Below are 13,781 nucleotides of genomic sequence, written 5' to 3' on the forward strand. Positions count from 1 at the left end.
CAGCAGATATCATCACCGCTATCACGGCCGGAGCCCCGCGCTCCGGCCTTCCCCGTCCCGCAAGAGTCCCGAAAAACCCACAAAACCTAACATTCCGGTGTGCCCCACTTCGCCCCACTCCCCCGCCGTCACCGAAAGGCCGCAATCATGTACGTCTCCCGCCTCGCGCTCGACCACTACCGCTCCTGGGAGCAGCTGGTGGTCGACTTCATGCCCGGCGTGAACGTGCTCCACGGCGCGAACGGCCTCGGCAAGACGAATATCGTCGAAGCGGTCGAGGTGCTGTCCACCGGAACCAGTCATCGCACGTCGTCCTCGTTGCCGCTTGTCGAACGCGGCGCGACGAAGGCCACGATCCGTGCGAACGTGACGGACGACGCGCGTACCGTCACCTACGAGGCGACGATCGCGGCGCGCGGCGCGAACCGCGCACGCGTCGACGCTGGTCCCTCCCGCTATCTGCGTGACATCGTCGGCGACGTGCCGTCCGTCGCGTTCACGCCCGACGACCAGCGCCTCGTCGCCGGAGAGCCTGCCACGCGGCGCAACTTCCTCGACCAGGCGGGCGCGCTGCTCGTCCCCTGCTATGCGGAACGGCTTCAGCAGTTCACGCGCATCGCCCGGCAGCGCGCCGCCCTGCTCAAGCAATTGCAGAACCGCGAGGGCGCGTTCGACGCGACGCTGAGCGGATTGGAGCTCTGGACCGGCCAGTTCATCGACGCGGGACTCGAACTGACGCGCGTGCGTGCGCGCATCGTCGCCCGTCTCGCCGGCCCGTTCGCCGCGATCTACGCGCGGCTCGCGTCCGGGCGCGGCGAGGCAGGTCTCGCCTACGCGCCGTCCTTCGCCGAGGCGACGGACATGCCCGCCGGCCACGACGGCGATGCCGCGGCCGACCCGCGGCCCGCCATCGCCGCCCACTTCCAGCGCCTGTACGCGGGCGAGGTGGCGCGTGGCATGAACCTCATCGGACCGCAGCGCGACGACCTCGCCGTCACGCTCGACGGCATGCCGGCGCGCGAGTTCGCGTCGAACGGCGAGATGTGGACGATGGCGCTGGCGCTCAAGATGGCCCTGTTCGAGGTCATCCGCGAGGAGCGCGGCATGAGGCCGATTGTCATCCTCGATGATGTGTTCGCACAGCTCGACGAATCGCGGCGCGAACAGATCCTCGACTTCGCGATGCATCAGGACCAGGTGCTCATCACCGTCGCCGCAGCGGGCGACATCCCCGCGATGCCGCCAAGCGCGGCGGGACGCACGGTGAACGTCATCGACGTGGGCGAACTGCGGCGCGCGGCGGAGGTTGCCGCGGCCGGCGCTGGCGCCGTCGCGGTGACGGCGGAGGCGACGACGCGATGAAACCGCCGATCGCCGTGACGCTGAAGCTCGACCCGCGCGAACTGCCCGCGCAGGTGTTCGAGCGCTACGCGGCACGCGAGTCATCGCGCAAGGCGCGCGCCGCCCGCGCCGAAGCCGCGTGGGAGAACTTCGGCAAACCCGGGCGTGACCCGGCTCGGCTCGGCGGTGTCGCAGCCATGATCGCGCGCGACGGCGACTGGATCCCGCATCTCAAACTCTCCGAACTCAACAACCACTGGGATCGCGTCGTCGGGCCCGCCATCGCGCAGCACTCGCACGTGATCGCCCTGCGCGACGGGGTGCTCACGATCGGCACCGAATCGCAGGTATGGGCGACGCAGCTCACCTACCTGATCCCGCAGCTGGAGGACACGATCCGGCGCAATCTGGAGGGACTGACGGTCGAACGGATCCGCGTGGTCGGCCCCGCCGCCGGCTACACGCGCAAATGGGCCCGGCGGCGGTGACGTCGTGCATGAATGCGGCAAATAGGCCGTAAACGCGTTTCTACGGGGCGCTATGGCGTTCGTCGGTGAAAACGAGTAGAATTACCCGCAGTATGGCCGAAACGCTTCATGGGCCCTTAACGGGCGATTTTGGGGCATAGGCCCGCGAAACAACCCTTCGCGTGAAGAACATGCAGGGAACATGTAGGAAGGAAGCCCTGTGGCGGATTCGTTGGACAATGCCGAGAGCAAGGAAGAACAGCTCAAGGCCGCGGACGAACACATCAACACCACCGAACTGCAGGAAGGCGAGCTCGACGAGTCGATGACCCCCGAGCACTACGACGCCTCCGATCTGAAGGTGCTCGAAGGCCTCGAGGCGGTGCGCATCCGCCCGGGCATGTACATCGGCTCGACCGGTCCGCGCGGCCTGCACCACCTCGTGTACGAGATCGTCGACAACTCCGTCGACGAGGCGCTCGCCGGCTACGCGAGCCACATCGAGGTGTCGATCCTGCCGGACAACGGCATCCGCGTCGTCGATGACGGCCGCGGCATCCCGGTCGACATCGTGCCCGGCGAGGGCGTCTCCGGCGTCGAGACCGTCATGACCAAGCTGCACGCCGGCGGCAAGTTCGGCGGCGGCGGCTACGCGGTCTCCGGCGGCCTGCACGGCGTCGGCATCTCCGTCGTCAACGCGCTCTCCACGCGCGTGGACGTCGAGGTGCGCCGTCAGGGCTTCCACTGGACGCAGACGTACATCAACCAGCACCCGACCGACCGCCTCGCCAAGGGCGAGCCGATGGCCGAGGGCGAGTCCACCGGCACGTCCGTCACGTTCTGGGCGGACCCGGCGATCTTCGAGACCACCGTCTACGACTTCGAGACGCTGCGCTCCCGCTTCCAGCAGATGGCGTTCCTCAACAAGGGCCTCAAGATCTCGCTGACCGACCTGCGTCAGGTCGACCAGGCGGGCGACGAGGTGGCCGGCGACGGCGACAACGTGGCCGAGGAGCTGCACCAGAGCGTCACCTACCAGTACGCGAACGGCATCAAGGACTACGTCGACTACCTCGTCAAGTCCCGCAAGGCGACGCCCGTCGAGGACGAGGTCATCAACTTCGACGCCGAGGACCTCAAGCTCGGCATCTCCGCCGAGATCGCGATGCAGTGGACCACCGCCTACTCCGAGGCCGTGCACACGTTCGCCAACACGATCTCCACCACCGAGGGCGGCACGCACGAGGAGGGCTTCCGCGCGGCGCTCACCTCGCTCGTCAACCGCTACGCGCGCGAGAAGAACATCCTCAAGGACAAGGACGAGAACCTGTCCGGCGACGACGTGCGCGAAGGCCTGACGGCCGTGGTGTCCGTCAAGCTCACCACCCCGCAGTTCGAAGGCCAGACGAAGACCAAGCTCGGCAACTCCGAGGCGAAGACCTTCGTGCAGCGCGTCATGACCGACAAGCTCGGCGACTGGTTCGACGCGCATCCGGGCGAGGCGAAGAACATCATCCAGAAGGCCATCGAGGCGTCCCGCGCACGTCTGGCCGCGAAGAAGGCGCGCGAGAACACGCGCCGCAAGTCGATCTTCGAGTCGGCCGGCATGCCGGACAAGCTCAAGGACTGCCAGTCCTCGAACCCGGAGGAGTGCGAGCTGTTCATCGTGGAGGGCGACTCCGCAGGCGGCTCCGCGATTCAGGGGCGCAACCCGATCACGCAGGCCATCCTGCCGCTGCGAGGCAAGATCCTCAACACCGAGCGCGCCAGCCTCGACCGCATGATGAAGTCCGACACCATCGAATCGCTGATCACCGCGGTCGGCGGCGGCTACGGCGAGGACTTCGACCTGTCGAAGGTGCGCTACCACAAGGTCATCATCATGGCCGATGCCGATGTGGACGGCGCGCACATCGCCACGCTGAACCTCACCCTGTTCTTCCGCTACATGCGCCCGATGATCACCGCCGGATACGTGTACGTGGCCATGCCGCCGCTGTACCGCCTCAAGTGGACCAAGGGCCCGCACGACTTCGTGTACACCGACTCCGAGCGCGACCGCGTGCTCGCCGAAGGCAAGGCGAAGGGACGCCAGCTGCCGAAGGGCGAAGGCATCCAGCGCTACAAGGGTCTGGGCGAGATGAGCTACCAGGAGCTGTGGGAGACGACCATGGACCCGGAGCACCGCGTGCTCAAGCAGGTGCAGATCGAGGACGCCGCCGCGGCCGACGAGACGTTCTCGATGCTCATGGGCGACGAGGTCGAACCCCGCCGCCTCTTCATCCAGCGCAACGCCCGCAACGCCGCCTGGATCGACGCGTAAGGGTGGTCGCCCGGCGGTTTCCCGGAAGCCGCCGGGCGACCACTCCACCCGCTTCACGGGAGCCCCCGCCGGCGGGGGCGGCATAACGAACTTGAACGATAGAAGGAACGACAAGTGGCAGATGAGAACAACAACGGCGACGGCCAGCTTGACGGCCAGGCCGACGGTCAGATCGACGGCCAGCCGACCGGCGACGGCTCGATGGAGCCGTTGAGCCCGCAGGAGGCCGACAACACCGACTACGGCCTGATGACCGGCGAACGCATCCAGCGCAAGGACCTGCAGGTCGAGATGCGCGAGTCCTACCTCGCATACGCGATGAGCGTCATCGTGGACCGCGCCCTGCCGGACGTGCGCGACGGCCTCAAGCCCGTGCACCGCCGCGTGATCTACGCGATGTACGACGGCGGCTACCGCCCCGACCGCGGCTACAACAAGTGCTCCCGCGTCGTCGGCGACGTGATGGGCAAGTACCACCCGCACGGCGACTCCGCGATCTACGACACCCTCGTGCGTATGGCCCAGTCGTGGTCGATGCGCTACATGCTCGTCGACGGCCAGGGCAACTTCGGCTCCCCCGGCGACGACCCGGCCGCCGCCATGCGTTACACCGAGTGCCGCATGGCCCCGCTCTCGATGGAGATGGTGCGCGACATCGACAAGGAGACCGTCGACTTCGTGCCCAACTACGACGGCAAGACGCAGGAGCCGACCGTGCTGCCCGCGCGCTTCCCGAACCTGCTGTGCAACGGCTCGTCCGGCATCGCCGTCGGCATGGCGACGAACATCCCGCCGCACAACATGCGCGAGGTGGCGGACGGCGTGCACTGGGCGCTCGACCATCCGGACGCGAGCCGCGAGGAGCTGCTCGACGCGCTCATCGCCCGCATCAAGGGCCCCGACTTCCCCACCGGTGCCACGATCCTCGGCCACAAGGGCATCGAGCAGGCGTACCGCACCGGCCGCGGCCTCATCACGATGCGCGCCGTCGTGAACACCGAGGAGATCAAGGGCCGCATGTGCCTGGTCGTCACCGAGCTGCCGTACCAGGTGAACCCGGACCGTCTCGTCGTCTCCATCCGCGAGGCCGTGCGCGACGGCAAGATCCAGGGCATCGCCGACATGCGCGACGAGACGTCCGGCCGCACCGGCCAGCGCCTCGTGCTCGTGCTCAAGCGCGACGCCGTGCCGAAGGTCGTCCTCAACAACCTGTACAAGCACTCCCAGCTGCAGCAGACGTTCGGCGCGAACATGCTCGCGCTCGTCGACGGCGTGCCGCGCACCCTCTCCCTCGACGCGTTCGTGCGTCACTGGGTCGCCCACCAGCTCGACGTGATCGCCCGCCGCACCGCGTACCTCAAGCGCGAGGCCGAGGAGCGCGACCACATCCTGCAGGGCTATCTCAAGGCCCTCGACATGATCGACGAGGTCGTGGCCCTGATCCGCCGCTCCCCCGACGCCGACGCCGCGCGCACCGGCCTGATGGAGCTGCTCGACGTGGACCAGGTGCAGGCCGACGCGATCCTCGCGATGCAGCTGCGCCGTCTCGCCGCCCTCGAACGGCAGAAGATCCTCGACGAGCACAACGAGCTCATGAGGAAGATCGCCGACTATGCGGACATCCTCGCCAAGCCGGAACGCCAGCGCAAGATCGTCGGCGACGAGCTCGACGAGATCGTCGCCAAGTACGGCGACGACCGCCGCACGCGCATCCTGCCGTTCTCCGGCGACATGACCGAGGAGGACCTGATCCCCGAGGAGAACGTGGTCGTCACCGTCACGCACTCCGGCTTCGTCAAGCGCACCAAGGCCGACGAATACCGCGCGCAGCACCGCGGCGGCAAGGGCATCAAGGGCGCCAAGCTGCGCGAGGACGACGTGGTGGACCACTTCTTCCTCACCTCGACGCACAACTGGCTGCTGTTCTTCACGAACAAGGGCCGTGTGTACCGCCTCAAGGCGTACGAGCTGCCCGAAGGCTCGCGCGACTCGAAGGGCCAGCACGTGGCGAACCTGCTGCAGTTCGGCCCTGACGAGAGCATCCAGGCCGTGCTGTCCATCCCGAACTACGAGGTCGCCAAGTACCTGGTGCTCGCGACGCGTTCCGGCAAGGTGAAGAAGACCGCGCTGTCCGAATACGATTCGCCGCGTCAGGGCGGACTCATCGCCGTGCGCCTCATGGCCGACGAGAACGGCGAGGCGGCCGACGAGCTGATCGGCGCCGCGCTGTGCAACGCCGAGGACGACATCATCCTCGTCTCCAAGCTCGGCATGAGCCTCAAGTTCGCCGCCGACGACGGCCAGCTGCGCCCGATGGGCCGCCAGACCGCCGGTGTGCAGGGCATGAAGTTCCGCGACGGCGACGAGCTGCTCGCCATGGACGTGGTGCCCTCCGAGACCGACAAGGACCTGCTCGTCGTCACGAACGAGGGCTTCGCCAAGCGTTCCGCGATCTCCGAGTACCGTCTCCAGGGCCGCAACGGCCTCGGCATCAAGGCCGTCCAGCTGGCCGAGGGCCGCGGCTCGCTGGTCGGTGCGGTCGTCGTCTCCGAGGACGACCAGGTGCTCGCCATCATGAAGTCCGGCAAGGTGATCCGCTCCGCCGTGGCCGAGGTCAAGCGCACCGGCCGCAACACGCAGGGCGTCACCCTCGCCAAGCCCGACAAGGGCGACGAGATCATCTCCATCGCGCGCAACGAGGAGAAGGACGACGAGGACCAGCCGGAGACCGTCGCGGATGCGACGGGTGCCGTCGCCGAAGCCCCCGCCGTGGCTGAGACCGGCGCGGAGACTGTGAACAACGAACCGGAGCAGGCGTAATCGTCTGCGAAGATTGCTAGTCTCTCTAGAGATTCAGCGAATCGTGAAGGAGCAACATGAGCGACAACCAAGAAGAGCTGCACGAGGAGCCCGTGCCGGAAGTGAAGCTGCCTGAGCGGCCCGAAGGCGAGGCCGCCCCGGCCGAAGCCCCCGCCGTCGCCCCGGCGGACGGGCATGCGCCGCGCGTGGCCCGTTCCGTGTCCAACAAGCCGCTGATCGACGAATCCCAGGCCCGCGAGCACGCCGAATCCAAGGCGAAGGCGTCCGGCGGCATCAAGGTCCGTCCGGCCGTGCGCCGCGGCACGCCGCGCGCCCGTCGTATGAACCTGTCTCTCACGCGTCTCAACGTGTGGAGCGTGGCGAAGGTGTCGTTCATGATGTCCATCGCCGGAGCGCTCATCCAGATCGTCGCCGCGGCCCTTGTCTGGCTGCTGCTCAACGCGGTCGGCGTGTTCGACCAGATCACGCAGATCGTCGCCTCCACCGGCCTCAACGCGGACGGCTTCAACCTGGCGCAGGTGTTCTCCCTGCCCACCGTGCTGTCCGCCGTGACGATCTTCTCCATCGTCGAGATCGTGCTGCTCACGATCCTCGCCGTGGTGGTCGCCGCGATCTACAACGTCGTCAGCTCGCTCGTCGGCGGCGTTCATGTGACGCTCGGCGACGACTGATCGCCATCGAGCGCATCGTGCAAGGCCCGCTTCGGCGGGCCTTCGTCGTATCCGGAGCTGTTTGGCGGCGGGGTCAGGCGGACTGACGTTTGACGATGGACGTGGGGAGGAGTTCCACGTGGTGAGGCTCGATGGCGGCGCCGTGCAGCATGTGCAGCAACGCCTCGGCCATCGCGCGGCCGTGCAGCTGCGAATCCTGCCGGACCGTGGTGAGTTTCGGGTTGACGAGCAGGGCGAGCGGCGAATCGTCGAATCCGGTGACGGCGATGTCGTCGGGAGTCGTGTACCCGAACCGGGCGAGCTGGTTGATCACGCCGATGGCGATGCTGTCGTTGGCGCATACGATGCCGTCGATCCGGTCGAGTTGCGGCTGGAACGCCACAGCCGCCATCTCGCCGCTGGTGATCTCCCAATCATCCGCGTAGTAGACGCGGCGTTCGTCGTAGGCGTCGCCCACCGCATCCCGGAAGCCGTCCAGACGGTTGCCGGACGTAGGCGAGTATCCAGGTCCGCACACGTAGGCGAGACGCGTTCTGCCGTTGTCGAGCAGGTACCGTGTGATCGCGCGCTGGCCGTCCCTGTTGGCGAAGTCGATGGCCGGGTATGGCAGGTCGCCGCGGTCGCTCGCCTCGGAGCGCACGACCGGGCGTCGGACGTCCAGGAACGCGTTGGCGAGACTGTCGTCCTCGCTCAACGAGAACAGCAGGTAGCCGTCGGCGAAATCGCTGTTGACGAGCTGGGTGATGCGTCTCGTCGACTCGTCGGAATTGGCGATGATGGTGACCATCTGGTATCCGGCGTCGCCGAGCACCTGGTTGGCGCCGACCATCGCCTCGGAGACGCTGGCCTGCACCATCGTCTCGTTCGACTCGACCTGGATGATGAGCGCCACGGTCTGCGTGCGCTGTCGCGCGAGCGAGCGGGCGGCCTTGTTCGGGGTGTAGTGCGACTGCTCGATGGCCGCGGCGATGCGTTCGGCGGCGTCCTGGGAGACATGCTCGTTGCCGTTGAGATAGCGCGAGACCGTGCCGTAGGAGACGCCGGCGAGGCGTGCCACGTCGCGGATGGTGGGTTTCTTCGGTGCGGTTGTCATAGTGGACATCGTAGGTGGCTGCTTCGTCGTCATAGGTCTTCCGTCCTTCGTGGCCGTCGTTCGTCTCGCCGGTGAAACGACACACAGGTTGTGACCGGTCACACACCAGTGTATACTATCGAAGCGTAACCGGTCACACGCCGATGATGGAGCGACGTGCGGCAGCACCCAAGGAAGGGACGGAACCCATGAAGTTCTCACTGAAGAAGACCGTGGCGGTGGTCGGAGCCGCGGCGATGCTCGTATCCGTGGCCGCATGCGGCGGATCGTCGAGCCAAGGCGCCGCGGGCGACGCGAACGGCGACGTCACGCTCAACCTGTGGGCATGGGAGCCCACGCTCAAGCCGGTCATCAAGGCGTTCGAGAAGAAGTACCCGAACATCACGATCAAGTTCAACAACACCGGCAAGGCGGACACCACCGTCACCTCGCTCAACAACGCGATTCAGGCCGGCAGCGGCATCCCCGACGTCGTCCAGCTCGAATACATGACCGTCCCGCAGTTCGTGATCGGCGAGCAGAGCCAGCTTGCGAACATCAAGGACAAGACCTCCGGCTACGACACGTTCTACACGCCGGGCACCTGGAACTCGGTGAGCCTCAACGACGGCGTGTACGCGCTGCCGATGGACTCCGGTCCGCAGGCCATGTTCTACAACAAGGCCACGTTCGACAAGGCCGGCATCACCGAGGCCCCGAAGACGTGGGACGAGTACTATCAGGACGCCAAGAAGATCCGTGCCCTCGGCGACGACTACTACATCACCGCCGACGCCGGCGACATCAAGGTGATGACCGCGTTCCTGTGGCAGGCCGGCGCCAAGCCGTACGAGTCCAAGGGCGAGAACGTCACCATCAACTTCACGTCCGATCCGCAGGTGAAGACCGTCGCCGACTTCTGGCAGAAGATGATCGACGAGGACCTCATCAACACGAAGGTCGCCACGTGGGCCGACGAGTGGAACCGCGGCATCGGCGACGGCACCATCGCCACCATCTTCGAAGGCGCGTGGATGCCCGCCAACCTGGTCTCCAACTCCGCGGCAGCCAAGGGCAACATGCGCGTCGCCCTCCAGCCGAACTGGGACGCCTCCAAGCCGTCCAACGGCGAGAACGGCGGCTCCGCGCTGGCCGTGACCGCCGCCTCCAAGAACCAGGACGCCGCGTTCAAGTTCATCGACTTCGCGAACCACAGCAAGGAAGGCATCAAGATCCGCACCGACGGCGGCGCCTTCCCGGCCGACAAGGCCACGCTCAAGGACGCCGACTTCCTCAAGGGCTCCGATGAGGTGCGCGCCTACTTCGGCGACCAGGCCTACAACGAGGTCCTCGCGGAGGCCGCCAACCAGGTGACCGAATCCTTCCAGTTCCTCCCCTACGCCGGCCAAGCCAACAGCATCTACGGCGACTACGTCGGCAAGGCCTACACGGACAAGTCCACCACGCTGGAGAAGGGTCTCGCGGCCTTCCAGAAGGCGCTCGCCAAGTACGGCAGCGATCAGGGCTTCACCGTCAAGCAAGGCTGACGCCGGTCACGCCCATCCAGTCCAACCGGAGCGGTGCCTCGGCGCCGCTCCCCCTCCAGACTTCTCCTGAAGCTCCTTCACATCAGGCCGGGTCCCATTCCTCCGGGGCCCGGCCTCCTTCGTGATCACGGTTCCCTCCTTGGTTGGTCACGGAACAACGAGCAAAACCAAGGAGGGAACCGTGACGGTTGCGGAGGGAACCGTGATGGTTGCGGACTGTCTGTGATTGTCACGCGCGAGGCTCACGCGGATTCGCGGATTACCAGATCGGTGGCGAGCATCACGGTCTTCGACGGTGCAGCGCCCGCATCATCCGGGTTCCCCGCGTCATCCGCGCTTGCGTTCCCGTCACCGTTCCCGTCACCGTTCTTGTCGGTGTCGCGGATCTGGTCGATGACCAGTCCCGCCATCACCCATCCGCGACGCTCCATATGCTGATCCACCGTGGTCAGTCGCGGCGTGATCGATGTGGCCGCCGAACTATTGTCGAACCCGGACACCGCCACGTCGCCGGGCACGTCGTACCCCAACCGGTGCAGCTCTTCGATCGCACCCAAAGCGAGCGTATCGTTCGCGCAGATGATCGCGTCACGCGTCGCCAACGTGCCGTCCTCCGCCCATGCGCGGACGGCCGCGGCGGCGCTCGTCGTCTTCCAATCCGCCGCGTAGTGGACGGGCAGGGAGTCGGCGCTGTCCGGCAGCAGCTCGCCGGTGACGGCTCGGAACGCGGCGAGACGCTCCGGCGCGCCCGGCATGTTCAACGGGCCGCAGATGTAGGCGGGGCGTGTGCGGCGCAATGCCGCCGTCGCGTCGCCGGCAGTGGTGGTGTCCGTGGTGTCCGCATCATCCGCGTCACCGCCGGCGGAGTGCGTCTCCCCCGTCAACACGTACCGGATGAGCTCGCTCATCGCGGCGACGTTATCGACATCCACCGACACGAACGGTGGCTGTTGACGGTATCCGGTGCCGGAGATCACCGCGTGCATCGAGCGGCGTTCGAACAGCGGGAGAAGCGGGTCATCCTCCTCCATCGTGTACAGCAGGTAGCCGTCCGCGAATCCGCCGGACACCAGCCGTTCGATATTGGCGCGTGACTCGCCGTCGTTCTCGCTCATCAACGTGACCATCTGCCATCCCTCACGCGTGACGCGCGCATTCGCGCTGGCGATGATCTGCATGATGTTCGGATCGGTGATGATGTCCTCGGACCGCGCGTGGATGATCAATGCGATGAGATGCGTGCGCTGCTGCGCGAGCGACCGCGCGGCCGCGCTCGGCGTGTAGTCGACATCCTTGATCGCCTGCTCGATGCGTTTTGCCGTGCTCGCGGCCACGCCGCTGCGCCCGTTGAGATAGCGGGAGACCGTCGCATACGAGGTTCCGGCGCGCTCGGCCACATCATAGATAGTGGGCCTGTGATTGAAATCATTCCGTTTCGCGCTCATACTGCTCCTCGCGTCTCGGTTGTCGTCGCGGCAGTCTCGGTCCACGTGGGCGTCGGTTGTGCGTCTCGCATACGGGAAATCATGCCGCTGCCGCCCATGATAACGATGGGGTGAAACCGTTGTCATCCCGCGCGTGTGGCCGGGCGGTTCCCATCGTTCGAGGAAGCGGAACCGCTATAGTGGGGCGCGATGCTTGGCTATTTGGGTTATTTCTCCACGTCGTTCGCAATCGCGCTGCTGCTGTGGCCGCTGGTCGCGCTTGTACTCACCTTGCCGATTCTCGCCGGCCTCTACCACCGATACCATCGCCTGCGCGCGCTGTCGGTCGGCGCGTCCTATCTGAGCGTGCTGTACTTCACCGGTCTTATCGCGTTCACGCTCTACCCGATGCCCGACGATCCGGACGCCTTCTGCGCGGCGCACGTGGGCGACTACGCGCCGCAGCTCAACCCGCTGCGCTTCCTCGAGGACCTCCAGTACGGAGGCCTTTACGGGCTGCTCCAGCTCGTGATGAACGTCGTGTTCTTCGTGCCGCTCGGTTTCGTGCTCGCCCGCTGGCTGCGCTGGCGCTGGTGGGCGGTGGTCGGCGGCGGGTTCGCCATGTCGCTGTTCATCGAATCATCGCAGCTCACCGGATTCTGGGGACTCTACCCGTGCGCCTACCGCCAGTTCGACGTCAACGATCTGATGACGAACACGCTCGGCGCGATTGTCGGCCTCGGCATCGCGAAACTGTTCGGCGCATGGGTGCCGGCCGCCGCGCTTCCGGGCCGCGACGAGGTGAATACGCGGCCGGGAGCGCTGCACCGCGCCGTCACGTTCGTCATCGACATGATGCTCGTTGTGGCCGCGTACTTCCCGCTCACGATGGCCGTCGTGCTGCTGTTCCACGCGCTCGCCACGCCGCTCGCGAACGGCGATTTCGCGCTGTTCGGCGGGCGCATCACGGTGGGCATCGGCTGGATGAACGCGATCGCGCCGACCGCGGCGGCGCTCGCGTTCCTCGTGTTCGAGCTGCTCGTGCCGCTCGCGCACCGCGGAGCCACGCTCGGTGGCATGTTCACGCATATGACCATCGAGACGGTGCCGCGGCATGGCGGCCTTCGCGTGGCGTTCTATGCGGTGCGCACGGTGGTGCTCGGCGTGCTGACGGTCATGGCGATCACCGGGTTCGTGGCGGCCGGATCGGCGGATATGTCCGGGGTTTCTGGAGTTTCTGGAGTCTCTGGAGTCTCTGGAGTCTCCGGGACGGATGGTGCTTCCGGGGCGTTGGCTTCGGACGGCGCCTCGGCCGTGGCCGCCGCCGCATCCGGTTCGTTGATGGCCGGCAACGGGCTGCTGCGCACCTCCATGATCGGCTTCATCATCCTGTTCGCCTTCGCCGTACTTTTCCGTCGTATGCCGTGGGACCTCATTCCGGGCGATACGGCTGGCGGTTCGGCGGGTGATACGACTGGGTGATATGTCTGGTGGCTCGGCGGGAGATACGGCTGCGGCGCCATACCGTAACGGGTGGGATTGACGGCGCTGATTTGACATGGGTGACCCGGCTGCGGCGCCATACCGGCGTGATGATCGGAATCGTCGGTTCTGTACCACCTCTGTCGGTTTCGTACCCGTCTCCGTCGGTTTCGTACCCGTCCGTTGGCTCCGTGCCGTCTCCGTTGGTTCTGTGCCGGTTGTGTTGCTTGCGTGCCAAGGCTGGCATGCTTCCTTCGTTGAAAGGCGTCTTACCGTCGCATCCGTGCCAAGCTTGGCACGCTCCCCTCGTTGGAAGGCTCTCGCCGTTGATTCCGTGCCAAATTTGGCACGGTGGTGCCGGATGGCCCCTCTTACGCGTTGGTTCCGTGCCAAGGCTGGCATGCTTCCGCCGCCAACGCTCCGTCAGCATCATATGCGTGCCAAGCTTGGCACGGAACCAACGCGTTTGGGGGAGGTTGCCGTTGCAAGCTAGTTTGTTCTAGTTTGCAGGACGGTCTTGCGGCCGTCCGCTCCAAGTCTGACGCCGGTCGCCCGGCTGCTTGGTTCGCACTTCGCGGGGGTCTGCCTTCCATCCTGACGGACGGCGGGTCTTGCGTCCCCTCCATGCGCGTTT

The 13,781-nt window shown here is 66.4% G+C and carries 9 protein-coding genes; 7 read left to right on the forward strand and 2 right to left on the reverse strand.

Translation table 11 applies throughout. From position 1 onward, the window contains the following. The first annotated feature begins 147 nt into the window (after positions 1-147). The 5 genes from recF (at position 148) to AC1AYR_RS07435 (ending at position 7,622) form a co-directional block, all read left to right on the forward strand. Positions 148-1,362, forward strand: coding sequence for a DNA replication/repair protein RecF (gene recF, locus AC1AYR_RS07415; protein WP_476512148.1), 1,215 nt, complete (start codon positions 148-150; stop codon positions 1,360-1,362). Then, positions 1,359-1,829 (forward strand): DciA family protein, encoded by a 471-nt coding sequence (locus tag AC1AYR_RS07420; protein WP_476512149.1) that lies wholly within the window; start codon positions 1,359-1,361, stop codon positions 1,827-1,829. Before recF ends, AC1AYR_RS07420 begins: the two co-directional genes overlap by 4 nt. Before the next feature lie 199 nt (positions 1,830-2,028). Beyond that, on the forward strand, positions 2,029-4,131 hold the full coding sequence (gene gyrB, locus AC1AYR_RS07425; RefSeq protein WP_420796381.1) for a DNA topoisomerase (ATP-hydrolyzing) subunit B: 2,103 nt from the start codon (positions 2,029-2,031) through the stop codon (positions 4,129-4,131). Between the two features lie 114 nt (positions 4,132-4,245). Further along, positions 4,246-6,951: a DNA gyrase subunit A gene (gene gyrA / locus AC1AYR_RS07430; RefSeq protein WP_476512150.1), complete on the forward strand. Its 2,706-nt coding sequence runs from the start codon at positions 4,246-4,248 to the stop codon at positions 6,949-6,951. A 56-nt stretch (positions 6,952-7,007) separates the two neighbouring features. Then, positions 7,008-7,622 carry a DUF3566 domain-containing protein gene (locus tag AC1AYR_RS07435; RefSeq protein WP_034525637.1) on the forward strand — a complete coding sequence of 205 codons (615 nt, stop codon included), beginning with the start codon at positions 7,008-7,010 and terminating at the stop codon, positions 7,620-7,622. A gap of 73 nt (positions 7,623-7,695) precedes the next feature. On the opposite strand, the gene AC1AYR_RS07440 is transcribed toward AC1AYR_RS07435, so the two are convergent. Further along, entirely contained in the window at positions 7,696-8,715 is a 1,020-nt protein-coding gene (locus tag AC1AYR_RS07440) for a LacI family DNA-binding transcriptional regulator (protein ID WP_238567584.1), read from the reverse strand. 188 nt (positions 8,716-8,903) lie between these two features. On the opposite strand from AC1AYR_RS07440, the gene AC1AYR_RS07445 reads away from it, so the two are divergent. Continuing rightward, positions 8,904-10,241, forward strand: coding sequence for an ABC transporter substrate-binding protein (locus AC1AYR_RS07445; RefSeq protein ID WP_476512151.1), 1,338 nt, complete (start codon positions 8,904-8,906; stop codon positions 10,239-10,241). 242 nt (positions 10,242-10,483) lie between these two features. Here the strand turns inward: AC1AYR_RS07445 and AC1AYR_RS07450 are convergent, their stop codons facing one another. After that, positions 10,484-11,686 (reverse strand): LacI family DNA-binding transcriptional regulator, encoded by a 1,203-nt coding sequence (locus AC1AYR_RS07450; protein WP_476512152.1) that lies wholly within the window; start codon positions 11,684-11,686, stop codon positions 10,484-10,486. Between the two features lie 189 nt (positions 11,687-11,875). On the opposite strand from AC1AYR_RS07450, the gene AC1AYR_RS07455 reads away from it, so the two are divergent. Then, the gene (locus AC1AYR_RS07455; RefSeq protein ID WP_476512153.1) at positions 11,876-13,147 is read left to right on the forward strand and encodes a VanZ family protein; all 1,272 of its coding nucleotides are present in this window, start codon (positions 11,876-11,878) and stop codon (positions 13,145-13,147) included. Positions 13,148-13,781: the final 634 nt, after the last annotated feature.

The sequence above is a fragment of the Bifidobacterium sp. LH_417 genome, assembly GCF_056357035.1.